Genomic DNA, 20,925 nt, shown 5'->3' on the forward strand with positions numbered 1-20,925 from the left:
AAAACGTCGTTTCATTTTTATTGTAATTTTGTTTTCCTGCCTCTATGCTGGTCACAGGTGGCGTCATCGTACGCCTGAAGATCAGCTGACAGAGGTGAATATGGTAATGAACGCCTTCGACCTGACGGGTAAGGTCGCCATCGTGACCGGTTGCGATACCGGACTGGGACAGGGAATGACGCTGGGCCTGGCGCAGGCCGGGTGCGATATCGTCGGCATCAACCGTAAAATTCCCCATGACACGGCAGCACAGGTTCAGGCGCTGGGTCGCCGCTTTCATGCCATTCAGGCGGATCTCAGCCTTCAGGATGAGATGAGCGTGCTGGTCGACCAGGCGGTCGCGGCGATGGGTCGGGTCGATATTCTGGTCAATAACGCCGGGATTATCCGCCGCCATGATGCCCTGACCTTCACGGAAAGCGACTGGGACGCGGTGATCGATCTGAATCTAAAAGCGGTTTTCTTTCTCAGCCAGGCGGTCGCCAGGCAGTTCATTCGCCAGGGCGATGGCGGCAAAATCATTAACATCGCCTCGATGCTCTCGTTTCAGGGTGGGATCCGCGTCCCCTCCTACACCGCCTCGAAAAGCGGCGTGCTGGGTTTGACCCGTCTGCTGGCCAACGAATGGGCCGGCCAACGCATCAACGTCAACGCCATTGCGCCAGGATATATGGCCACCAATAACACCCAGGCGCTGCGCGAAGATGAAGAACGTAACCAGGCGATCCTCGAGCGCATTCCCGCCGGTCGCTGGGGAGAACCCAAAGACCTGCAGGGGCCGGTGGTGTTTCTCGCCTCGGCCGCCGCCGACTATATTAACGGCTATACCCTGGCCGTCGATGGCGGATGGCTGGCACGCTGAGAATTTGTGACAAAGAGTTACACCGTCACCTCTTCCGTACACTGTATAAAAACCCTATACTGTATGAATCGACAGTTTAGGGTGTTTTATCATGACGGCGGAAGGCCATCTCTTCTTTTCAATCGCCTGCGCAGTATTTGCCAAAAACGCAGAGTTAACGCCGGTGCTGGCGCAGGGCGACTGGTGGCATATTGTGCCCTCTGCGGTATTGACCTGCCTGCTGCCGGACATCGATCACCCTAAGTCATTTCTCGGCCAACGACTGAGCTGGATCTCAAAGCCCGTGGCGCGGGCCTTTGGCCACCGCGGCTTCACCCACAGCCTGCTGGCCGTCTTTGGCGCGCTGACGCTATTCTACCTCAAGGTGCCTGACAGCTGGATTGTCCCGGCGGACGCCCTCCAGGGCCTGGTGCTGGGCTATCTCAGCCACATCCTCGCCGATATGCTCACCCCCGCCGGGGTGCCGTTGCTGTGGCCCTGCCGCTGGCGCTTCCGGCTGCCGATCCTCGCGCCGCGCAAGGGTAACCAACTGGAGCGCGCTTTATGCATGGCGCTGTTCGTCTATGCCGTCTGGATGCCGCAGACGCTGGCGGACAACAGCGCAATACGCTGGTCTTCCGGAGTGATCAATTCCCTGCAAATCACCTTCAATCGCTTCATTAGTCATCAGAGTGGCCGATAAACCGCCGGAAAACACCATTTGGTTATAACCCATTCCATTTGAATATAAGTCCTTGATAACGCCTTCTGCTAACCTTGCCGTCATAAGAGCTGGTTATCCACCAGCCCAGGTTATAAAAATATCAGGAGAACGGGGATGAACTTTCCATTAATAGCGAACGTAGTCGTGTTCGCCGTATTACTGTTTGCGCTGGGGCAAACTCGCCATAAACAGTGGAGCCTGGCCAGGAAAGTGCTGGTTGGTCTGGCCATTGGTGTGGTCTTTGGTCTGGCGCTGCAGCTGATCTACGGGTCTGACAGCCAGGTGCTGAAGGATTCCATCCAGTGGTTCAATATCGTCGGTAATGGCTATGTCCAGCTGCTGCAAATGATTGTGATGCCGCTGGTCTTCGCCTCGATCCTGAGCGCGGTGGCCAGGCTGCATAATGCCTCTCAGCTGGGAAAAATCAGCTTCCTGAGCATCGGCACTCTGCTGTTCACCACGCTTATCGCTGCGCTGGTTGGCGTGCTGGTGACCAATATGTTCGGCCTCACCGCCGAGGGTCTGGTTCAGGGCAGCGCAGAAACAGCCCGTCTGAACGCCATCCAGAGCAACTATGTGGGAAAAGTGGCCGATCTCAGCGTACCGCAGCTGATCCTTTCCTTTGTGCCGAAGAACCCGTTTGCTGACCTGACCGGGGCTAACCCGACCTCCATCATCAGTATCGTCATTTTCTCGGCATTCCTCGGCGTGGCAGCGCTTAAGCTGCTGAAAGAGGATGTGGAAAAAGGCCAGCGCGTGCTGACGGCCATCGATACCCTGCAGGGCTGGGTGATGAAGCTGGTTCGTCTGGTGATGCAGCTGACCCCTTACGGCGTACTGGCCCTGATGACCAAAGTGGTTGCCGGGTCGAATCTGCAGGACATCATCAAACTTGGCGGCTTCGTGGTAGCTTCGTACATTGCGCTGGGCATTATGTTTGTCGTCCACGGCCTGCTGCTGGCGATTAACGGCATCAGCCCGCTGAAGTACTTCCGTAAAGTCTGGCCGGTGATCACCTTCGCCTTCACCAGCCGCTCCAGCGCCGCGTCGATTCCGCTGAACGTGGAAGCGCAGACCCGACGCCTGGGCGTACCGGAGTCAATTGCCAGCTTCTCCGCCTCCTTTGGCGCCACCATCGGTCAGAACGGCTGCGCCGGTATCTACCCGGCCATGCTGGCAGTCATGGTCGCGCCGACCGTGGGCATTAACCCGCTGGATCCGATGTGGATTGCCACCCTCGTGGGCATCGTCACCGTCAGCTCGGCGGGCGTCGCCGGGGTGGGCGGCGGGGCCACCTTCGCCGCGCTAATCGTTCTGCCGGCGATGGGCCTGCCGGTGACCCTGGTAGCGCTGCTGATCTCCGTCGAACCGCTGATCGACATGGGGCGTACCGCGCTGAACGTTAACGGCTCAATGACCGCCGGGACCCTGACCAGCCAGTGGCTGCGCCAGACCGACAAGTCGATTTTCGATAGCGAAGAAGAGGCCGAGCTGGCGCATCGCTAAACGGTAAGCACAAAAAAACCGCTGATTATCAGCGGTTTTTTTATTTCTGCAGCAGACTCAGGCTTCAATCTCACCTTCCTGACGCACCTGGTTAGCCCAGCGCTGGGCCGACTCCGGCACGCTGAACGCTGGCGAGCGGCGAAAATGCTCCCCCATCAGCAGAAAGGCGACATACTTCCCGCGCAAAATCCAGACATCGCGAAAATGGTCCATTTTCACGGCATGTTCCGGAGGCGCAGGCTCCACGCGCGGCACGTAGCTAATGACAGGGCGATTTTGTTGGCGCAATGGTTTCATAACAAATGGATTCACTAAACAGAGCGGGAAACAGAAACCTCTATCATAGCCGATTGTGGGCCCGTTCGTCGCCCCCCTGCCGCCGATGCGCATTTTAGGATAACTCCCTGCCCCTGCGCCGAGCGCAGGCAGCGTAATGTTCTATAGTTAGAAGGGTTTTGGTTTATCAACGACCACTTTTAGCAATGAAAGCAGGAGACGAGTAATGTCTGATAAGCACCCAAACCCTCACCACCAGCAGGCACCGGTCCACGACAGCGAAGAAGCGAAACCGGGGCTCGACTCGCTGGCGCCGGATGACCAGGAGTGGCGCCCCACGCCGAAACCCACCGCCCCAGGCGCCGAACCGACCGCCCCTGGTAGCCTGAAAGCGCCTGATACCCACAGCAGCAAACTTGACGCCCTGGAGCCGCAGCGTAAAGGCGGAGAAGACTATCCGCTGACCACCAACCAGGGCGTACGTATTGCCGACGATCAGAATTCGCTACGCGCCGGCGCCCGCGGCCCAACGCTGCTGGAAGATTTCATTCTGCGGGAGAAGATTACCCACTTTGACCATGAGCGAATTCCGGAGCGTATCGTTCATGCCCGCGGCTCTGCCGCCCACGGTTACTTCCAGCCCTACAAAAGCCTGACAGCGTTGACCAAAGCCGATTTTCTCTCGGCAGCCGATAAGATCACCCCGGTCTTTGTGCGCTTCTCCACCGTGCAGGGCGGCGCGGGGTCGGCGGACACCGTCCGCGATATTCGCGGCTTCGCTACCAAGTTTTACACTGACGAAGGGATTTTTGACCTGGTCGGCAACAACACACCGGTCTTCTTCATCCAGGACGCGATAAAGTTCCCCGATTTTGTCCACGCCGTGAAGCCTGAGCCCCACTGGGCCATCCCGCAGGGACAGAGCGCCCACGATACTTTCTGGGACTATGTCTCCCTGCAACCGGAAACGCTGCACAATGTGATGTGGGCGATGTCGGATCGCGGCATCCCGCGCAGCTATCGCACCATGGAAGGCTTTGGGATCCACACTTTCCGTCTGATCAACGCCGAGGGCAAAGCCACCTTCGTTCGCTTCCACTGGAAACCCGTCGCCGGCAAGGCGTCGCTGGTGTGGGATGAAGCGCAGAAGCTGACCGGTCGCGACCCCGATTTTCATCGCCGCGACCTGTGGGAGGCCATCGAAGCCGGGGACTACCCGGAATTTGAGCTTGGCCTGCAGCTCATCCCCGAGGAGAACGAGTTTGATTTTGACTTCGATCTGCTCGATCCCACCAAGCTGATCCCCGAGGCGCTGGTGCCGGTCTTACGGGTTGGCAAGATGGTCCTCAACCGCAATCCGGACAACTTCTTTGCCGAAAACGAACAGGCGGCCTTTCATCCCGGGCATATCGTACCGGGCATTGATTTCAGCAACGATCCGCTGCTGCAGGGGCGCCTCTTCTCTTACACCGACACGCAAATTAGCCGCCTGGGTGGGCCGAACTTCCATGAAATCCCCATCAACCGTCCAACCTGCCCGTATCACAATTTCCAGCGCGACGGGATGCACCGGATGGACATTGACACCAATCCGGCCAACTATGAGCCCAACTCCATTAACGACAACTGGCCGCGCGAGACGCCGCCAGCGGCCAAACGCGGCGGCTTTGAGTCCCTCGCCGAGCGCGTCGACGGCGAAAAAATCCGCCAGCGCAGCCCTTCGTTCGGCGAATATTACGCCCAGCCGCGTCTGTTCTGGCTGAGCCAGACGCCGATTGAGCAGCAGCATATTATCGATGGTTTCAGCTTTGAACTCAGCAAAGTGGTCCGCACCTGGATCCGCGAGCGGGTGGTCGATCATCTGGCCCACATTGATACTAAGCTGGCGGAAGCGATCGGGGCGAACTTAGGTATCGAACTGAGCGACGATCAGCGTAACATTACCCTGCCTTCCCCGGTCAACGGCGTGGAGAAAGACCCCAGCCTCAGCCTCTACGCCGACGCCGAAGGGGATGTGAAAGGCCGTGTAGTGGCCGTCCTGCTCAACGAACGCACCTCGGCGCAGGATCTGGTCCATCTCCTGCAGGCGCTGCAGGCCCAGGGCGTGCACAGCAAGCTGCTCTACTCGCGGATGGGCGAAGTCATCGCCGACGATGGCTCTCCCCTGCCGATCGCCGGCACCTTCGCCGGTTCCCCATCGCTGACGGTGGATGCGGTAGTGGTGCCTGGCGGCGACCTCAGCGCCCTGAGCCAGAGCGGCGACGCGCGCTATTACCTGCTGGAAGCCTATAAGCATCTGAAGCCGATCCTGCTGGCAGGGGATGCGCGACAGCTGACGTCCGTTCTGCAGGTCCCAGCCCAGGGTGAAGAGGGGGTCATCGTCACCGATGCTCTCGACACGCCAGCGGCGGACACACTGCTCGCCCTGATGACGGCGCATCGCGTGTGGTCGAGAAGTCCAAAAATCGCCGCTATTCCGGCGTAGTAAAAAGCCCGGCACACGGTGCCGGGCTTGATTCACTTTCCCTTTCCCCCATCGGGCTTACACGTCGCGGTAGGTTCCCAGACGATAACCCCGGTCGGCTACCGCCGCTTTCAGCGCGGCAGACGTCAGCACATCAAGCTCACCCAGCCGCGGGTAGCAGTAGGCGCTGCCCATAATGGTCTGATCGACAAAAGCCGGATGACACATCACCTCCAGGGAACGCTCCCCGCGGGCGATTGAGGCATCCAGCGTCTGCAGAAACAGTTCCTCAGAGACAGCTTCGCCGTAAAACTCGCTGCTGAAGCCTGCGCTGCTGCGCGCCGCCTGTTGATCGAGCCCACTCTGCGCCGCCACCTGGCGGTCAATACGTAACGCGATACCCTTCTCGCGGGCAAAGGCCGCCACGATGGGATAGATCGGGGCGATCATATGCACATGGTGGTGGCTGTCGAGATGCGTCGGCTCATGACCGAAGAGATCGACAAAACGACGGTACTGACACGCCAGCTCGTGGGCGATCTCCTCCAGCGGCAGGCGACCTTCTTCTGCCTGCTGCCAGATCCATTTGCCCAGCCGGCCTTCGCGGGTTAATCCCGGCATGGCCGACAGCGGCTCGCCCAGCGTCAGCACAAAGTGCATGCCGACCGCCAGCTCCGGGGTACTGCGGCTTAGCTGGGCGGCGTGGTCAATGGCCGCGCCGTTGACCAGCGCCGTGGTCGATGTCACCACGCCGTTGCGGCAGGCCTCGATAATGCCGTAGTTCTGCCCTTTACTGAGGCCGAAGTCGTCGGCATTGACGATCAATACGCGTTCCATTGGCCGCTCCTGTTAAGATTTCAGTTTTTCGATAGTCGCCGCAAAGTTCGGCAGCCATTTTTCATGCGCCAGAATCATCTCCCGCGCCAGCTGCTCGGCGTCACGATCGGAATGGATCAGCGGGCTTAAGTTCAGCGCCAGCAGCACATCATTCAGCTCGCCGCTGATCGCCGCCTGGCTGGCCGCCACTTCGAACCCCTTGATGGTGTAGATAAGCCCCAGTACCTTCTCATCGAAATGGGTGATGCGCGGCGTCGGCTTCGCGCCGTCGCGACCTAAGGTGCAGCTCATCTCGACCGCCCAGTCCGCCGGGATATTATCCACGTGGCCATGATGCGGGATATTCACATAGTGCTCAGTCTGCTTGTCGTTATAGATAGCGTTGATCACTTCGCAAGCGGCATCGGAGTAGTAGGCGCCGCCGCGCTGCTCCAGCTCCTTCGGCTTGACCTTGAGATCCGGATTTTTATACAGCTCGAACAGCTGTTTCTCCACCTTCTGCACCACCTGGGCGCGCGCGCCGCCCTTATAGTACTCGCCCATCTCAATCGCCAGCATCTCTTTTGGCTTAAAGTAGTAGAGCAGATAGGAGCATGGGATCAGGCGCAGGGAGCGGATCAGCCCCTCGCTAAACGGCAGGTCGAAAATATTTTTCACCGAGTTCGCGGTCAGGCGGCCAGAGGCCACGCCGTCCAGCAGTTCATCGAAGCGCGAGACGCCGTTAACCAGCACGTCGCGGACGAACACCAGATGATTCAGACCGAACAGGTCGATATTCAGCTCATCGCTCGGGCTGAGCTGCAGCACGTCGGTGATGAACATCTTCATGCCGATAGGAATGTTGCACACGCCGATAAAGCGTTTGAAACTGGTGTGGCGATAGACCGCCTCGGTGACCATGCCCGCCGGGTTGGTGAAGTTGATGATCCACGCGTCCGGGCAAATCTCCTGCACATCTTTTACGATATCAAAAATCACCGGGATGGTGCGCAGCCCTTTAAACAGCCCACCCGCCCCGTTGGTCTCCTGGCCCAGGTAGCCGTGGCTCAGCGGAATACGCTCATCTTTTTCACGCGCCTTCAGCTGGCCCACGCGCAGCTGGGTGGTGACAAAATCCGCGCCCTGCAGCGCCGCACGGCGATCCAGCGTTTTATAGACCTTCATCGGCACGCCGGCTTTTTCCACCATCCGCTCGCACAGCGCATGGATAATATCGAGCTTCTCCTGGCCCTCTTCCACATCCACCAGCCACAGTTCAGTGACCGGCAGTTCATGGTAACGTTTCAGAAAGCCTTCCAGTAATTCCGGGGTATAGCTGCTGCCGCCGCCAATAGTGACTACTTTTAATTTCTGGCTCATCTTTTTCTCCCTTGGGCGCTACGCCTGGACGCAGGCCGCTCTCCGCAACAATGCGGACAGTTAATTTGAATGATTTACGGTATAAACCTGGCGGATAAAACCGCGCGGGTTTAATTAATACTGGTCAAATGTTTGCGATAACTGCTCGGCGTAAACGACGTCAGTTTTTTAAAGGTTTTAATAAACAGGCTCGGGCTACTGTACCCGGATTCATACGCAATATCCGTCACCGAATAGTTGGTAATTTCCAGCTGCTTTTTGGCAAAGTTAATACGGATATCATTAATTATCTGCATCGGCGTTTTACCATAATAGCGCTGGGTCGCCCGGGTTAAATATTCCTGCGTTTTTCCCGAGAGACGAACCATATTCTCGAGCGCGCCCTCACCGAATTTCAGCTTATCGTGCATGGCCTCAACGGTATTTTTTAGCCATTGCGGAATAACATCGGCAACCGGCTCTTCGCGATAGTGGCGTAAACGGTTAATGACATAAAAGGAAACCAGCTCGATAAATTCGTCAAATTCCGTTTCGCGAAAATTGAGTGAGGCGATAACCGACTCAACGTAGCCGAGAAAAGCGCTCTGCACGGCGTAAACCTGTGAGGCCACCAGGCCAAACGGCAGCAGCGGCAGATAATGTTTCTCAAAGAAGCGTCTGCTGATGCCGACGTTAAGGATGCGCGTCGCCCCAAATTCGTAAAAGCTCTGGTGGTGCGACCCCATCGGGATAAAGACGAAATCCCCGCGCTCCAGCAGCACCCGTTTGCCATTGATCTCCTGGTAATAGCGCCCGGTTAATACCACGGTAAATTCGTAGTAATCATGCTGGTGAAGCCCGCTCACGCTTTCCGTTTTGTTATAGATGACCACATGAAAGTTCTTCCCGTTGAACAGCTGTTGTTCTCTGGCGGTACTGATCTCGGTGGTCATCATCCTGGGCTGCCTCATCGTCGCGATGGCCTATTGTACCTTCTCGTGCAGCTCAATCAATTCGGCGACCAGCTCACGGGCCAGCATCGAGGTCATCAGATGGTCCTGAGCATGCACCAGCACCAGGTTGACCTTCATTTTTCCTTCGCCTTCATCGCTTTCGATAAGCTGGGTCTGCACGCGATGCGCCTCGCTCAGCGCCTGGCGCGACTGCTCCATCATCGCTTTCGCCGCGGCAAAATCGCCCTGCTTCGCCTGCTTCAGCGCGCCATAGGCCAGGCTGCGGGCCTGTCCGGAGTTGATAATCAACCCCATCACCACCTCTTCGAGGTCATTTTCCGGGGTTTCTACCGCGTCGATGTTGTCCAGATCAAACATAATATTTCCCTCATTTATCAGGCGGTACGGGGCACTGCCCGTACCGCGCGGTATCAGAATTTCAGTGCGTTAGCGATGTCTTCTTCGCTCTCTTCCTGCTCGATGACGGTCTGCGCTTTATTCGACAGCACCACAAACGGCAGGTAGACCAGAGTCGCGACGCCAAGGTTGAACAGGGCTACCAGCAGGGCGGCCACGCTGCCGTTACTGTTAAAGAACGCTCCCAGACCGGTCGGCATGGTCCACGGCGCCAGGTTGGTCACCGGAGGGATAATCCCCAGGCTATAAGCCGCCAGCGTAATGGCTGCCAGAATCGGCTGGACCAGCACGAAGGGGATAAACATCACCGGGTTCATAATGATCGGCAGACCAAACAGAATCGGTTCGTTAATCTGGAAGATGCCTGACGGCAGTGCCAGCTTCGCCACCTGACGATGGTCAGCGCGACGGGAAGCGATAAAGATGGCGATAATCAGACCCAACGTTGCCCCGGAGCCACCCAGCAGGATATAGGAGTCGAGCATCGGCTTGGCCCAGAAGTGGAACTGTTTGCCTGCTTCGATAGCCGCATCAACCGAGCCGTACTGGTTGTACAGCGCGATGTTTTCCAGCGCCCACGGGGTCATGATGCCGTTATCCAGCGCCGTCAGCGCCAGGGAACCGTGCACACCGAAGAACCACAGCAGGGAGTTAAAGATAACGTATGCCCAGCCGACCACGCTGCCCATCGCCGCCAGCGGCGTGGAGATCGAGTCCATGATGATCTGGTGGAAGTTGCTGCCGTAGCTCGACAGGGCCCACGAGATAATGCCGAAGATAGAGAGGATCAAGAAGCCCGGGATCAGCGCGGAGAAAGAGCGCGATACTGACCCTGGCACGCTGTCCGGCAGTCTGATCACCCAGTTACGACGGATCACGAAGGTAAACAGTTCCGCGACAACCAGACCGATAATCATCCCGGAGATGATGTTCTGCCCGCCCAGCCAGTTGGCGCCCACCGCATAGGCTTCGCCCACGCTATACGGGGTCACGGTCATGAAGGCCGCCACCGCCAGCAGGCCCGCGGCCATCGGGTCGACTTTGCGCTCTTCCGCCAGCGCGGAGCCGATAAAGAACGGCGCCATCAGCGACATAATGCCGAGGGTACCGTTATAGACGTTCCCGCCGATAGCCTTAAAGCCGTTTAAGGTTTCAATGGTGGAGGCATCCAGTCGAATGCCCATAGAATAAAAGAAAGAGCCTTCGCCGAAGCTCAGAAAAACGTTGTTAATTAATACAAACATGGCCCCGGCGAGGGTCAACGGCATTAACTTAATAAATCCGTTTTTAATCGCATTAATATGCGGCTGCTTTCCTATTTTCACTGCAAAAGGAAGGAGTACCTTTTCAAGCGAGTCGATCACTTTACTCATAGTCAATACCCTTAAAAGCCGCAATAAACTATTACGGCGATGATGTATGAAATTACTCTTTGACGGGAAAATAAACTCTTTATTTTTTGACGTCCGGCAACAGGGTGCCGCCAGGCGTCAAAATACATCGAGTTTTAAAAGTTAAAATTATTGTGCTGCAGCTTTCTTAATGGCCGCGACGGCGGCTTTCAATACACCTAAACCATCCACCTTGCCATACAGAAGAGAATCGATGACTTCTACCGGTTTATTCGGCAGCAGGCGCTGAATTTCCGGTAACATATACGCAATTTGTGGTCCTAATAATACCACGTCGGCTTCCGGTCCCTTTTCACCTGCCAGGGTTTCGGGATAGGCTTCAATAATGACCGGGACTTCGTATTTTTCTGCCTGCGCGCGCATTTTGGAGACCAGCAGTGATGTAGACATGCCTGCCGAGCAGAAGAGATAAATGTGTTTCTTTTCCATGAACGCTTCCTCAATGTGTGAGACCAGGGCCTTCAGCAACCGCTGAGAGCCGGTAAGACTGGTAACATCCGGTTAATTCTGTTTATGGGTTGAGTATACGGCAAGCTGAGCCGCCAGGATAATTCGCTGTTGAACAGAATTGTCTCTCATTGACCTCTGGTTTTGACTACCCTCACATTTTCACCCAAATAATTCGCGCAATTAAATAAGCATCAGTACTCACAAAAAAGCCCGACCAGTGGTCGGGCTTACGTAGGGCTCAGTAAACAGTAGGAAGCTTACTTGGCGTTGCGCGGGTCAGTATCATACTCGGCGCAGGTCTGGTAGCCGGAGTTAATCACATGGCCGGTGTCGTCGAGGGCCACAAAGTAGGTCTCTACTTTACCATCCCGTTGACCGAGGATGTAGGTCTGGCAGGTGCCGCGGGCATGAACCATGGTCACTTCCGTTGAAGGTTTCCCAGCGATCTGCATCACCTGCTGACGCGACATCCCTTTCTTCACATCTTTCACCACCGGCTGGGTAAACTGGTCTTTGGTACGATCGTAAGCGGTACAGCCCGCCAGTAAGGTTAACGCGACGGTGACGCCCAGTATTCCTGCTAAGCTTTTGTTCATTTTGGTTCCTCTTTTCTACTGTGTAACGATAAGCCTGGAATAAATAGTGTTATTTTTCAAGCCGAACAGCGAAATCATGTCTGATTGTGTTATTGCGTAAACAGGATTGACGCGCCGCTGCCGACCGGCGGTTTCTCCCGCGCAGTGGCATCTATAATGAAATCCTATGTCATTGATTGCCTTCTTTTCCGGCAGTCAAAACCCCGGTCCTTGTCGTTTCAGCGGCAAAGAGGTAGCTTTAAGCCAACAGCTTGCCAAACAGATTCACTTTCGGAGGGCGCGATGACGCTACAACAAGAGATTATTCAGGCGCTGGGCGCAAAGCCGCAGATTGATGTCGCCGGCGAGATCCGCCGCAGCGTCGATTTCCTGAAGTCCTACCTGCAGACCTACCCGTTTATTAAATCGCTGGTGCTGGGTATCAGCGGCGGCCAGGACTCCACCCTGACGGGGAAACTGTGCCAGATGGCGATTAATGAACTGCGTGCCGAAACGGGCGACAGCAGCCTGCAGTTTATTGCCGTTCGGTTGCCCTATGGCGTGCAGGCGGATGAGCAGGACTGCCAGGACGCCATCGCCTTTATCCAGCCTGACCGGGTGCTGACGGTGAATATCAAAGCCTCGGTACTGGCCAGTGAACAGGCGCTCCGCGAAGCGGGGATCGAACTGAGCGACTTTGTTCGCGGTAACGAAAAAGCCCGTGAGCGGATGAAGGCCCAGTACAGCATCGCCGGAATGACCAAAGGGGTGGTGGTCGGCACCGACCATGCGGCGGAAGCGATTACCGGCTTCTTCACCAAATATGGCGACGGCGGCACCGACATCAACCCAATTTTCCGCCTGAACAAACGTCAGGGCAAACAGCTGCTGGCCCATCTCGGCTGCCCGGAACATCTGTATAAGAAGCTGCCGACCGCCGACCTGGAAGACGATCGCCCCTCCCTGCCGGATGAAGTGGCCCTGGGTGTCACCTACGAGAACATCGACGATTATCTGGAAGGCAAAACGCTGGATCCTAGTATCGCCAAAACGATCGAAGGCTGGTATCTGAAAACCGAACACAAGCGTCGGCCACCGATCACCGTCTTTGACGATTTCTGGAAAAAATAGTCCCTCCCCGCCCCGGCCCGCGCCGGGGTTATTTTTTGCGCTTTTCGCCGCAAAAACCGCCTGCTATACTGGATAGATAGACAGTATCAGGAGTTATTGTGGCCAGAAAGCAATCTGCCCCGCGTCTGGAGTTTGAAGCGGCGGCGATCTATGAATATCCCGAACATCTTCGCCCGTGGCTGGAGGCGCTGCCAAAGCTGCCGGGCGTCTATCAGTTTCACGGCGACAGCGACACAATGCCGCTCTATATCGGTAAGAGCGTCAACCTTCGCAGCCGTGTGTTATCTCACCTGCGCACGCCCGAAGAGGCCGCGATGCTGCGTCAGTCGCGGCGTATCACCTGGCAGCGCACCGCAGGCGAGCTGGGAGCGCTGCTGCTGGAGGCGCGGCTGATTAAAGAGCAGCAGCCGCTGTTTAACAAGCGGCTACGGCGTAACAAGCAGCTCTGCGCCTGGCGACTTGCGGACCACCGGCCGCAGATTGTCTATGCCCGCGAGGTTGATTTCTCGCACCAGCAGCATCTCTATGGCCTGTTCGCCAACCGGCGGGCGGCGCTGCAGATGCTGCAGAGCCTTGCCGACGAACAGCGCCTCTGTTATGGCCTGCTTGGTCTGGAACCGCTCAGCCGCGGCCGCGCCTGCTTTCGCTCCGCGCTGGGCCGCTGCGCCGGCGCCTGCTGTGGAAAGGAGAGCGTGGAGGCGCACAGCGAGCGCCTGCTGGCGCAGATGAGTAAACTGCAGCTGGTGTGCTGGCCGTGGGCGGGGCCAGTGGCGCTGGAGGAGCGCGGCCCGGATATGACGCAGTATCACGTCATTCATAACTGGCTGTGGCTGGGCGCCGTCGACTCGCTCGACCAGGCCGCGGAGTTGACCCGTCTGCCCGCCGGATTCGACCAGGATGGTTACAAGATCCTCTGTAAGCCCCTGCTCAGCGGCAACTACCCGCTGCACCCGCTTGGCTGAGAAACCACCAATAAAAAAACCGCCGGCCCTGCCCAACGCCTGATGGCATTATTGGGCAAGACCGGCGGTCTTGATTCAGTTCGCTACATTATTCAGCAGGTGCAGGCATTTTACCTGCCGGCGCGTTGCGTTCTGTCAGATGCTTCTCAAAATTAGCATTGAACTGTTTTTTCTGCTCTGGAGTCAGAATGTTGTAGATCTTGTTCTGCGTTTCCAGGCGGGACAGCGCCATCGCTTTATGCTGCGCTTCCATCTTATCGATCTGCGCTTCCGCTTTCGCCTTATCGAAGGTGTCGCTGGCGATCAGATCGTGCATCGCGCGGCGTTCGTCGAGGGACGGACGCTTCATGTTCTCACGCTGGCTCTTCATGATGTCGCGGATCTGTTGCTTCTGCGCATCGGTCAGGTTCAGGCCTTTAAACATCATGTCATGCTGACCCGGGCCGCCTTTATGATGCATCATCATCGGCTTGCTGTCGCTCGGCGCGGTGGTGGTATCGGCGGCGTGTGCCAGGTTAGCCGCGCCCAGAGCCAGAGTAGAGGCAACAAACAGTGCAGTGAGTTTCTTCATCATTCAATCCTTACTTTACGTTATTCTTACGGCGCGTTGCCGTGTTGACGAGATTAACTTTACGACGTTAATCGTCAATTAGTCAGAGCAAGAGTAAAACAATGAAAGTGTAAAAAACAGTTTCTCGCCAATTATGGAGAAAATAAGGAATTTAGCCGAAGAATTGCAATAAAAAATAAATAACCTACTGTTTTTCAGAGAAATTATGGAGAGTATAAAGGAGGGGAGATTAAAAACAAAGCATTTTACCAGGAATAATCTGCAAATTTACACTGGCGCACGAAAAAATAAGATGGTGAAAAAAGACGCGCGAAATAAAGCAGGCCGCCCGGCGGACGGCTTGCCCTCAGGATAATTTCTCCAGCATCAGGCCGGCGCGCAGTCCCTTAGCCACCGTCGGATTGGGAAACAGGACATACTCCGGCTCAGGCCCCACCACATACCGCGTCTCGCCCTCCTCCGCCAGCAGCGTGCCGGGTTCGAAGGGGGTGAAGTTCAGCGTCTGATCCGCCATATGCAAGTGGAAATCATCGCTATGGCGGGTGATCTGCTGTACCACCCGGTAGCGCAGCGGCGCCGGGGCGTCGGCAATGGCCAGATCCCCCACCAGCAGCCGGGAAAGCGCGCCTTCGGCGGCGGCAAACTGCGTCAGATCGTTTTCACCCAACGGCAGCGCTTTGCCCAGCTCAAGGGTGCAGGCCAGCGCCGCGAACCGTTCGCAGCTGAAGTGGGTAAAGGTCCCGCCTGGCTGACGATGAAACACCAGCGCCTCCAGCCCGGCGCCGCCCAGCCAGTGAAGAAAATCCTCCTCCCACGGCGTATCGCGGGCCGGGAGCACGCCGAAGCGCGGATGTAGCGACCCGCGGATCGCGGTATGCAGATCGAGGTGCCAACGAGGACCATCGTGGTCGCGATAGAAGCGGGCCACCGCCTGCTCCAGCCGCTGCGCCCGCTGCGTCTCCTCACTGAGCGGAAACTGCCGCCAGCGCTCGCCAAACATCCGGTTCATATCACTGTGCAGATAGCGCTTATTCGCCCGCAGCGCCGGTGGGTTGCCAACGATCACCAGCAACCGCCAGCGCAGCGGGAGTGCCTCCCGGACCAGTCGCTGCACCAGGTGGTCGACTATCTCCACCGGTGCCGTTTCGTTGCCATGAATGGCGCAGGAGAGTACCAGCCCGCGCTCGCAGCGCGCATGCGGCGTCAGCTCGAGGATCCCTTCTCCCAACCAGTGCCAGCGAAAGTGCGCCGTCTCGCCGTGAAAATGGTGGGGCAAACGCCCCGCCAGGGTTAATGCCAGAAAATGTTCCACCGCGCCCCCTTATTGCTGAAATGGATAAACCGAACCGAGCTGCAGGATCTGGGTCAACCGATCCAGCGCGTCACGCCCTTCCCGCAGCAGTTGCGGGTCGGCGAGGTCGGCCTGGGTAAGGCGATCGCGATAGTAGCGATCCACCCAGTCATTGAGGGTGGCAAACAGCGTATCGTTCATCAGGACGTGCGGATTGACCGCCTGATACTCCTCGGCCGTCAACACCACCCGCAGGCGCAGGCACGCCGGACCGCCGCCGTTGGCCATACTCTCGCGCAGATCGAACACCTGTAGCGCGGCGATGGGGTTGTCCCCGGCCAGCAGCTCATTGAGGTATTCCCAGACGCCGGCATGCTCCTGCGCTTCGTGGGGCAGGATCAGCGCCATGCTGCCATCCGCCCGGCTCAGCAGCTGGCTGTTGAACAGATAGGTGGCAACCGCCTCTGCCACCGTGACCCGACTGGCGGGGACCACCAGCGGCGTAAAATCCGGCACCCGCTGTGCCAGCTGCTGGAGAAGCGCGGTCTGGTCGGCAAAGGCCTGCTCATGGCAGAACAGGACCTGACGGTTGCTCACCGCGATAACATCGTTATGAAAAACCCCCGTGTCGATCGCCGTCGGATGCTGGCGGGCGAAGATCAGCTGACGGGGATTGACCTGATTGAGGCGCGCTACCGCCTGGCTGGCCTCAAGGGTTTGCCGCGCCGGATAGCGACGCGGGGCCTCCTCGCTCCCCCGGCGGCGGCCACAGACAAAGAGCTGGACGCCGGGGGCGCCATACTCGCCGCCGAGACGGTTATGGTTCGCCGCCCCTTCGTCGCCAAACCAGGCCGAGGCGGGCAGCGCCGGGTGGATGGCAAATCGCGTGCGGTCGGGGAATATCGCCTGCAGCAGCGCCTCTGTGGTCGGTGCTTCGCTGGCGCGGTGGAATTTATCCTGCAGATTTGCCACCGTCAGGTGCACCAGGCCATCCAGCGAATCGGCGGAGGGACAGACCGTCGCCGCGTTCGCCACCCACATCGCCGAGGCCGAACTTACCGCCGACAGCAGATCCGGATCCTGCTGCGCCGCCCGGGCCACCACCTGCTCATCGCCGCCGCTAAAGCCCAGCTGGCGCAGGAGCGGCACGTTCGGTCGCTCGTGCGGCGGGATCACTGCCTGCGGGTAGCCGGCGTCGGCGAGGGCTTTCATTTTTTTCAGCCCTTGCTTTGCCGCCAGCTGCGGGTTCGACACCCGGTGGCGGTGCCGGGTGGAAGCCTCGTTGCCAAAGGAGAGCCCGGCGTAGTGATGGGTCAGCCCGGGCAGACCGTCAAAGTTGACTTCGCGGGCGGTCATGACGCCTCCCCGGCCAGAAAGTCGAGCCCCGGGTTCAGGCTGGCGGGCAGCGTCAGGGTCGGCGATTCAAGGCTGGCCATCGGCCAGGCGCAATAATCGGCGGCATACCAGGCCCCCGGACGATGGTTACCGGACGCCCCGGTGCCGCCGAACGGCGCGGTACTCGCCGCCCCGGTCAGCGGTTTGTTCCAGTTGACTATCCCTGCCCGCGCCTCGAGCAGCAGTCGATCAAACTTCTCCCGTTCCGGAGAGATTAACCCACAGGAGAGGCCGAAGCGGGTGGCGTTGGCTAAGGCAATCGCCTCCTCGAACGTGTCGTAGCGCCAGACGCCAAGCAGCGGGCCAAACACCTCTTCATCTTCAACATTGGCCACGTCGCTCATGTCGACAATCCCCGGCGTTAGCAGCGACGTTCCGGCCTGCAATAAACGTGGCTCCAGCAGCGTGACCGCGCCAGCGGCGACCCGCTGCAGCCAGGCCTGATGCACTTTCTGCGCAGCCGGTTCAGAGATGAGCCCGCCGAGAAACGGCTGCGGCTCGGCGTCCCACGCCGCCGGGATCAGCCGCTGGCTCACCGTCACCAGCCGGGAGAGGAAGGCATCGCCCGCCTCGCCGCGCCGGACCAGCAGACGGCGGGCGCAGGTGCAGCGCTGGCCGGCGGTAATAAAGGCGGACTGGATGGTCAGATGCACCGCGGCATCCACGTCCCGCGGATCGTCGACGATCAGCGGGTTATTGCCGCCCATCTCCAGCGCGAGGATCTTCTGCGGCTGCCCGGCCAGCTGGCGATGCAGATGAAAACCGGTGGTTGAGCTGCCGGTAAACAGCAGCCCGTCGATATCCGCCTGACCGCTGAGCGCCTCGCCGGTTTCCCGACCGCCCTGCACCAGGTTGAGCACCCCGGCGGGCAGGCCGGCCTGCTGCCATAGTTTCACCACCGCTTCGCCGCTGCACGGGGTGAGTTCGCTGGGTTTAAAGACCACAGTATTGCCCGCCAGCAGCGCCGGTACGATGTGCCCGTTCGGCAGATGGCCGGGAAAGTTATAGGGGCCAAACACCGCCAGCACGCCGTGCGGCCGGTGACGCAGCGTGGCGGCGCCGTCGGGCAGATCGCTGTGCTGTTCGCCGGTGCGGACGTGGTAGGCCTTCACCGAGATCGCCACCTTGTTGATCATCGCCGTCACTTCCCCGGCCGCCTCCCAGCGCGGCTTTCCGGTCTCGGCGCCGATCATCGCCGTCAGCTCCGCCTTACTGGCCTCCAGCAGGGCGGCAAACTTTTCAACGATCGCCTGACGGGCGGCAAACGGCAGCCGCGCCCAGGCCGGGAACGCCTGGCGGGCAGCCGCCACCGCCTCAGCAACCTGCCCGGCATCCGCCGCTTCGCCCTGCCACACAACCTTCAGGTTAACCGGATCCTGTTTACTGAAACCTGGCCCACGACCGGGTCGCCACTCGCCATTAATCCACAGACTCATGCGGTTTTCTCCTCAGGGATCAGGCGCACCATGCGCACCTGGTCGCCGGCATGACACTTCAGCATATCCAGTTCGCGGGCGCTGAGGGTCAGGGTGTCGCCATCCGGGTCGGCATGCACCAGCAGAGCGCGGAACTGGTGATACTGTTCATTCGCCACCAGGCATAGCGGCCAGTCACCGGGTGGGGTTTCACCGGCCTCGGTGGTCACCAGACGGCTTTTGCGGATCGCCCGCACCCGGTCGATGTCGCACTCCAGAGTCGGGCCGCCGTCGAAAATATCGATGTAGTTCAGGTAGCGGAACCCCTCTTTCTCCAGCACCGTCCGGGCCGGGGCGGTCTGCGGATGAACCTTGCCGATCACCGCCTGCGCCTCAGGGGAAAGGAAATCGATATACAGCGGATGCTTGGGCATCAGGGCGGCAATGAAAGCCTTCTGTCCGGTGCCGCACAGGTAGTCGGCGCGGGAAAACTCCATGGCGAAAAAGCGTTTGCCCAGGCTCTCCCAGAACGGCGAGTAGCCCTGCTCGTCAATCACCCCGCGCATCTCGGCGACCACCTTCTCATTGAAGCGCTCGCGAAAGGCGGCCATAAATAAGAAGCGCGATTTCGACAGCAGATAGCCATTGCCCTCTTTGCGCCACTGCGGGTCGAGGAACAGGGTACACAGCTCACTGCTGCCGGTATGGTCGTTGCTGAGAAACAGCGTCGGCAACGCCTGATAGACGTTGAGCTCCTTCGAGGCATGGACCTGGGTGCCGACCCGGTAGTTATACCAGGGATCGTTGAGCCCCACCGCCACCTCGATCGCGCAGATGCCCACCACCGCGCCGCTTTCGCTCTCCTCCAGCACAAAGACATAGCCCTGCTCGCTTTTCGGTAGCTCGCCGCGCCAGGTCTGCTGCGAGCGGGCGATCCGCGCCGCGAGGGTCGCTTCATCCACCGGCAGCGAGGTCAGCCCGCCGCCGGTCTCCGCTGCCAGCTTCAGCAGCCCGGGCAAATCGCCCGGCTCCACCGGTCGAATAACCATCATGATGAGACTCCTGCCACGAAACGCGCGCAGGCCCGCTCGACGCGATCCAGCCCGCTATTCACCTCTTCTTCACTGACGTTCAGCGCCGGCGCAAAACGCACCACATTAGCGCCGGCGATCAGGATCATCACCCCCTCTTCCGCCGCCAGGTTGCTGAGCGTTTTCGCCTTCCCGGCCCAGGCGTCGTTCAGTACGCAGCCGAGCAGCAGTCCCAGGCCGCGGATCTCCTTGAACAGACCATAGCGGGCGTTGATCGCCTGCAGACGCTCGCAAAACCACTGGTGGCGCTGTCTGACGCCGGAGAGGACTTCCGGGGTGTTGACGATCGACAGCAGCTCGCCGGCCACCGCCCCGGCCAGCGGGTTGCCGCCGTAGGTGGTGCCGTGGGTACCGACGGTCATCACGCTGGCGCAGGCCTCTGTCGCCAGCAGCGCGCCGATAGGGAAACCGCCGCCCAGCGCTTTGGCGGTGGTCAGCACATCGGGCGTCACGCCGTAGTGCATATAGGCATACAGCTCGCCGGTGCGCCCGACCCCGGTCTGCACTTCATCGAAAATCAGCAGAGCGTTGTGCTGGTCGCAAAGCTGGCGCAGGCCGCGTAAAAACTCGCCGCTGGCCGGCACCACGCCCCCTTCGCCCTGCACCGGCTCGACGATCACCGCGCAGGTTTGGTCATTGATTAAGGCCTTTGCCGACTCGAGATCGTTAAACACCGCATGCTGGATCTGTGGCGGCAGCGGGGCAAAATCCCGGGAGTAGGCCGGCTGACCGCCCGCCGAAACGGTGAACAGCGTCCGCCCGTGGAAGGCGTTCTGGAAAGCGACGATGCCGCTTTTCTCACTGCCAAAGCGATCGTGGGCATATTTACGCGCCAGCTTGAGCGCCGCCTCATTGGCCTCAGCGCCGGAGTTACAGAAGAAGACCCGGTCGGCGAAGGTGGCATCGATAAGCATTTTGGCCAGACGCAGGATCGGCTCATTGGTGTAGCCGTTGCCGGTATGCCAGAATTTGCTGGCCTGGTCAGTCAGGGCTTGCACCAGACGCGGATGGGCGTGCCCCAGCGCGTTCACGGCGATGCCGCCGGCAAAATCGATATACTCTTTGCCCTGCTGATCCCACAGCCGCGACCCGGCGCCCCGCACCGGAATAAACGCCGCTGGCGCGTAGACCGGCATCATCCATTCATCAAAGTGGTTACGCGTAATTGACTGAGACATATCGACCTCTTCCGGTAAATTAAAAGTAGCAATAATGTTAATAAATATGAGTTATTACGCTGTAAATGTAGATTGCACGGTTCGTGCCAGCCAGCGAT

21 protein-coding genes are annotated in these 20,925 nt (G+C 58.9%); 6 read left to right on the plus strand and 15 right to left on the minus strand.

The window, feature by feature from the left end; genetic code table 11:
* Window positions 1-100: 100 nt before the first annotated feature.
* The 3 genes from kduD to FHW76_RS12675 all read left to right on the plus strand — a co-directional run bounded on the left by kduD (window position 101) and on the right by FHW76_RS12675 (window position 3,071).
* Window positions 101-862, plus strand: coding sequence for a 2-dehydro-3-deoxy-D-gluconate 5-dehydrogenase KduD (gene kduD, locus FHW76_RS12665; protein ID WP_022065120.1), 762 nt, complete (start codon window positions 101-103; stop codon window positions 860-862).
* A gap of 91 nt (window positions 863-953) precedes the next feature.
* Window positions 954-1,544, plus strand: coding sequence for a metal-dependent hydrolase (locus FHW76_RS12670; protein WP_002901611.1), 591 nt, complete (start codon window positions 954-956; stop codon window positions 1,542-1,544).
* A 135-nt stretch (window positions 1,545-1,679) separates the two neighbouring features.
* Window positions 1,680-3,071, plus strand: a complete 1,392-nt coding sequence (locus FHW76_RS12675; RefSeq protein ID WP_008807755.1) for an L-cystine transporter — start codon at window positions 1,680-1,682, stop codon at window positions 3,069-3,071.
* Between the two features lie 57 nt (window positions 3,072-3,128).
* Here FHW76_RS12675 and cedA read toward each other — a convergent pair whose 3' ends face one another.
* Window positions 3,129-3,368: a cell division activator CedA gene (gene cedA / locus FHW76_RS12680; RefSeq protein ID WP_004151919.1), complete on the minus strand. Its 240-nt coding sequence runs from the start codon at window positions 3,366-3,368 to the stop codon at window positions 3,129-3,131.
* A gap of 205 nt (window positions 3,369-3,573) precedes the next feature.
* On the opposite strand from cedA, the gene katE reads away from it, so the two are divergent.
* Window positions 3,574-5,832 carry a catalase HPII gene (katE, locus tag FHW76_RS12685; RefSeq protein WP_183476747.1) on the plus strand — a complete coding sequence of 753 codons (2,259 nt, stop codon included), beginning with the start codon at window positions 3,574-3,576 and terminating at the stop codon, window positions 5,830-5,832.
* Between the two features lie 57 nt (window positions 5,833-5,889).
* Here the strand turns inward: katE and chbG are convergent, their stop codons facing one another.
* The 8 genes from chbG to osmE all read right to left on the minus strand — a co-directional run bounded on the left by chbG (window position 5,890) and on the right by osmE (window position 11,814).
* Window positions 5,890-6,648: a chitin disaccharide deacetylase gene (gene chbG / locus FHW76_RS12690; protein WP_012542072.1), complete on the minus strand. Its 759-nt coding sequence runs from the start codon at window positions 6,646-6,648 to the stop codon at window positions 5,890-5,892.
* Between the two features lie 12 nt (window positions 6,649-6,660).
* Window positions 6,661-8,007 (minus strand): 6-phospho-beta-glucosidase, encoded by a 1,347-nt coding sequence (locus FHW76_RS12695; RefSeq protein WP_008807751.1) that lies wholly within the window; start codon window positions 8,005-8,007, stop codon window positions 6,661-6,663.
* A 110-nt stretch (window positions 8,008-8,117) separates the two neighbouring features.
* Window positions 8,118-8,942, minus strand: a complete 825-nt coding sequence (gene chbR / locus FHW76_RS12700) for a transcriptional regulator ChbR (protein WP_012968458.1) — start codon at window positions 8,940-8,942, stop codon at window positions 8,118-8,120.
* A 27-nt stretch (window positions 8,943-8,969) separates the two neighbouring features.
* On the minus strand, window positions 8,970-9,317 hold the full coding sequence (gene chbA, locus FHW76_RS12705) for a PTS N,N'-diacetylchitobiose transporter subunit IIA (protein ID WP_183476749.1): 348 nt from the start codon (window positions 9,315-9,317) through the stop codon (window positions 8,970-8,972).
* A gap of 53 nt (window positions 9,318-9,370) precedes the next feature.
* Window positions 9,371-10,729: a PTS N,N'-diacetylchitobiose transporter subunit IIC gene (chbC, locus tag FHW76_RS12710; RefSeq protein ID WP_008807749.1), complete on the minus strand. Its 1,359-nt coding sequence runs from the start codon at window positions 10,727-10,729 to the stop codon at window positions 9,371-9,373.
* Window positions 10,730-10,740: 11 nt separating this feature from the next.
* Window positions 10,741-10,857: a hypothetical protein gene (locus tag FHW76_RS12715; RefSeq protein ID WP_012542074.1), complete on the minus strand. Its 117-nt coding sequence runs from the start codon at window positions 10,855-10,857 to the stop codon at window positions 10,741-10,743.
* 19 nt (window positions 10,858-10,876) lie between these two features.
* Window positions 10,877-11,197, minus strand: a complete 321-nt coding sequence (chbB, locus tag FHW76_RS12720) for a PTS N,N'-diacetylchitobiose transporter subunit IIB (protein WP_002901547.1) — start codon at window positions 11,195-11,197, stop codon at window positions 10,877-10,879.
* A gap of 278 nt (window positions 11,198-11,475) precedes the next feature.
* Entirely contained in the window at window positions 11,476-11,814 is a 339-nt protein-coding gene (gene osmE / locus FHW76_RS12725; RefSeq protein ID WP_008807747.1) for an osmotically-inducible lipoprotein OsmE, read from the minus strand.
* A 282-nt stretch (window positions 11,815-12,096) separates the two neighbouring features.
* On the opposite strand from osmE, the gene nadE reads away from it, so the two are divergent.
* Both nadE and cho read left to right on the plus strand, forming a co-directional pair.
* Entirely contained in the window at window positions 12,097-12,924 is an 828-nt protein-coding gene (nadE, locus tag FHW76_RS12730) for an ammonia-dependent NAD(+) synthetase (RefSeq protein WP_008807746.1), read from the plus strand.
* Window positions 12,925-13,022: 98 nt separating this feature from the next.
* Window positions 13,023-13,886, plus strand: coding sequence for an excinuclease Cho (gene cho, locus FHW76_RS12735; RefSeq protein ID WP_022065122.1), 864 nt, complete (start codon window positions 13,023-13,025; stop codon window positions 13,884-13,886).
* An 88-nt stretch (window positions 13,887-13,974) separates the two neighbouring features.
* Here cho and spy read toward each other — a convergent pair whose 3' ends face one another.
* The 6 genes from spy to FHW76_RS12765 all read right to left on the minus strand — a co-directional run bounded on the left by spy (window position 13,975) and on the right by FHW76_RS12765 (window position 20,827).
* Window positions 13,975-14,460 (minus strand): ATP-independent periplasmic protein-refolding chaperone Spy, encoded by a 486-nt coding sequence (spy, locus tag FHW76_RS12740; RefSeq protein ID WP_008807744.1) that lies wholly within the window; start codon window positions 14,458-14,460, stop codon window positions 13,975-13,977.
* Between the two features lie 343 nt (window positions 14,461-14,803).
* Complete coding sequence (gene astE / locus FHW76_RS12745) at window positions 14,804-15,769, minus strand: succinylglutamate desuccinylase (RefSeq protein ID WP_022065123.1); 966 nt, start codon at window positions 15,767-15,769, stop codon at window positions 14,804-14,806.
* A 9-nt stretch (window positions 15,770-15,778) separates the two neighbouring features.
* Entirely contained in the window at window positions 15,779-17,104 is a 1,326-nt protein-coding gene (astB, locus tag FHW76_RS12750; protein ID WP_183476751.1) for an N-succinylarginine dihydrolase, read from the minus strand.
* On the minus strand, window positions 17,101-18,579 hold the full coding sequence (gene astD / locus FHW76_RS12755; protein WP_012968462.1) for a succinylglutamate-semialdehyde dehydrogenase: 1,479 nt from the start codon (window positions 18,577-18,579) through the stop codon (window positions 17,101-17,103). Before astD ends, astB begins: the two co-directional genes overlap by 4 nt.
* A complete protein-coding gene (gene astA / locus FHW76_RS12760) occupies window positions 18,576-19,610 on the minus strand; it encodes an arginine N-succinyltransferase (RefSeq protein ID WP_002901491.1) in 1,035 nt (344 codons plus the stop codon). The genes astD and astA overlap by 4 nt, the downstream gene beginning before the upstream one ends.
* Window positions 19,607-20,827 carry an aspartate aminotransferase family protein gene (locus FHW76_RS12765; RefSeq protein ID WP_008807740.1) on the minus strand — a complete coding sequence of 407 codons (1,221 nt, stop codon included), beginning with the start codon at window positions 20,825-20,827 and terminating at the stop codon, window positions 19,607-19,609. The genes astA and FHW76_RS12765 overlap by 4 nt, the downstream gene beginning before the upstream one ends.
* Window positions 20,828-20,925 lie beyond the last annotated feature (98 nt).

The sequence above is a fragment of the Klebsiella sp. RC2 genome (assembly GCF_014192815.1).
GTDB classification, from domain to species: domain Bacteria; phylum Pseudomonadota; class Gammaproteobacteria; order Enterobacterales; family Enterobacteriaceae; genus Klebsiella; species Klebsiella variicola.

What these genes read in the sequence shown, in the direction of transcription:
- chbB (WP_002901547.1), bottom strand. Translation starts at nt 11,197, where the DNA reads ATGGAAAAGAAACACATTTATCTCTTCTGCTCGGCAGGCATGTCTACA.
- chbR (WP_012968458.1), bottom strand. Translation starts at nt 8,942, where the DNA reads ATGATGACCACCGAGATCAGTACCGCCAGAGAACAACAGCTGTTCAAC.
- nadE (WP_008807746.1), top strand. Translation starts at nt 12,097, where the DNA reads ATGACGCTACAACAAGAGATTATTCAGGCGCTGGGCGCAAAGCCGCAG.
- FHW76_RS12715 (WP_012542074.1), bottom strand. Translation starts at nt 10,857, where the DNA reads ATGTATTTTGACGCCTGGCGGCACCCTGTTGCCGGACGTCAAAAAATA.
- katE (WP_183476747.1), top strand. Translation starts at nt 3,574, where the DNA reads ATGTCTGATAAGCACCCAAACCCTCACCACCAGCAGGCACCGGTCCAC.
- chbC (WP_008807749.1), bottom strand. Translation starts at nt 10,729, where the DNA reads ATGAGTAAAGTGATCGACTCGCTTGAAAAGGTACTCCTTCCTTTTGCA.
- FHW76_RS12670 (WP_002901611.1), top strand. Translation starts at nt 954, where the DNA reads ATGACGGCGGAAGGCCATCTCTTCTTTTCAATCGCCTGCGCAGTATTT.
- FHW76_RS12765 (WP_008807740.1), bottom strand. Translation starts at nt 20,827, where the DNA reads ATGTCTCAGTCAATTACGCGTAACCACTTTGATGAATGGATGATGCCG.
- FHW76_RS12695 (WP_008807751.1), bottom strand. Translation starts at nt 8,007, where the DNA reads ATGAGCCAGAAATTAAAAGTAGTCACTATTGGCGGCGGCAGCAGCTAT.
- spy (WP_008807744.1), bottom strand. Translation starts at nt 14,460, where the DNA reads ATGATGAAGAAACTCACTGCACTGTTTGTTGCCTCTACTCTGGCTCTG.
- astD (WP_012968462.1), bottom strand. Translation starts at nt 18,579, where the DNA reads ATGAGTCTGTGGATTAATGGCGAGTGGCGACCCGGTCGTGGGCCAGGT.
- kduD (WP_022065120.1), top strand. Translation starts at nt 101, where the DNA reads ATGGTAATGAACGCCTTCGACCTGACGGGTAAGGTCGCCATCGTGACC.
- cedA (WP_004151919.1), bottom strand. Translation starts at nt 3,368, where the DNA reads ATGAAACCATTGCGCCAACAAAATCGCCCTGTCATTAGCTACGTGCCG.
- FHW76_RS12675 (WP_008807755.1), top strand. Translation starts at nt 1,680, where the DNA reads ATGAACTTTCCATTAATAGCGAACGTAGTCGTGTTCGCCGTATTACTG.
- chbG (WP_012542072.1), bottom strand. Translation starts at nt 6,648, where the DNA reads ATGGAACGCGTATTGATCGTCAATGCCGACGACTTCGGCCTCAGTAAA.
- astB (WP_183476751.1), bottom strand. Translation starts at nt 17,104, where the DNA reads ATGACCGCCCGCGAAGTCAACTTTGACGGTCTGCCCGGGCTGACCCAT.
- astA (WP_002901491.1), bottom strand. Translation starts at nt 19,610, where the DNA reads ATGATGGTTATTCGACCGGTGGAGCCGGGCGATTTGCCCGGGCTGCTG.
- chbA (WP_183476749.1), bottom strand. Translation starts at nt 9,317, where the DNA reads ATGTTTGATCTGGACAACATCGACGCGGTAGAAACCCCGGAAAATGAC.
- osmE (WP_008807747.1), bottom strand. Translation starts at nt 11,814, where the DNA reads ATGAACAAAAGCTTAGCAGGAATACTGGGCGTCACCGTCGCGTTAACC.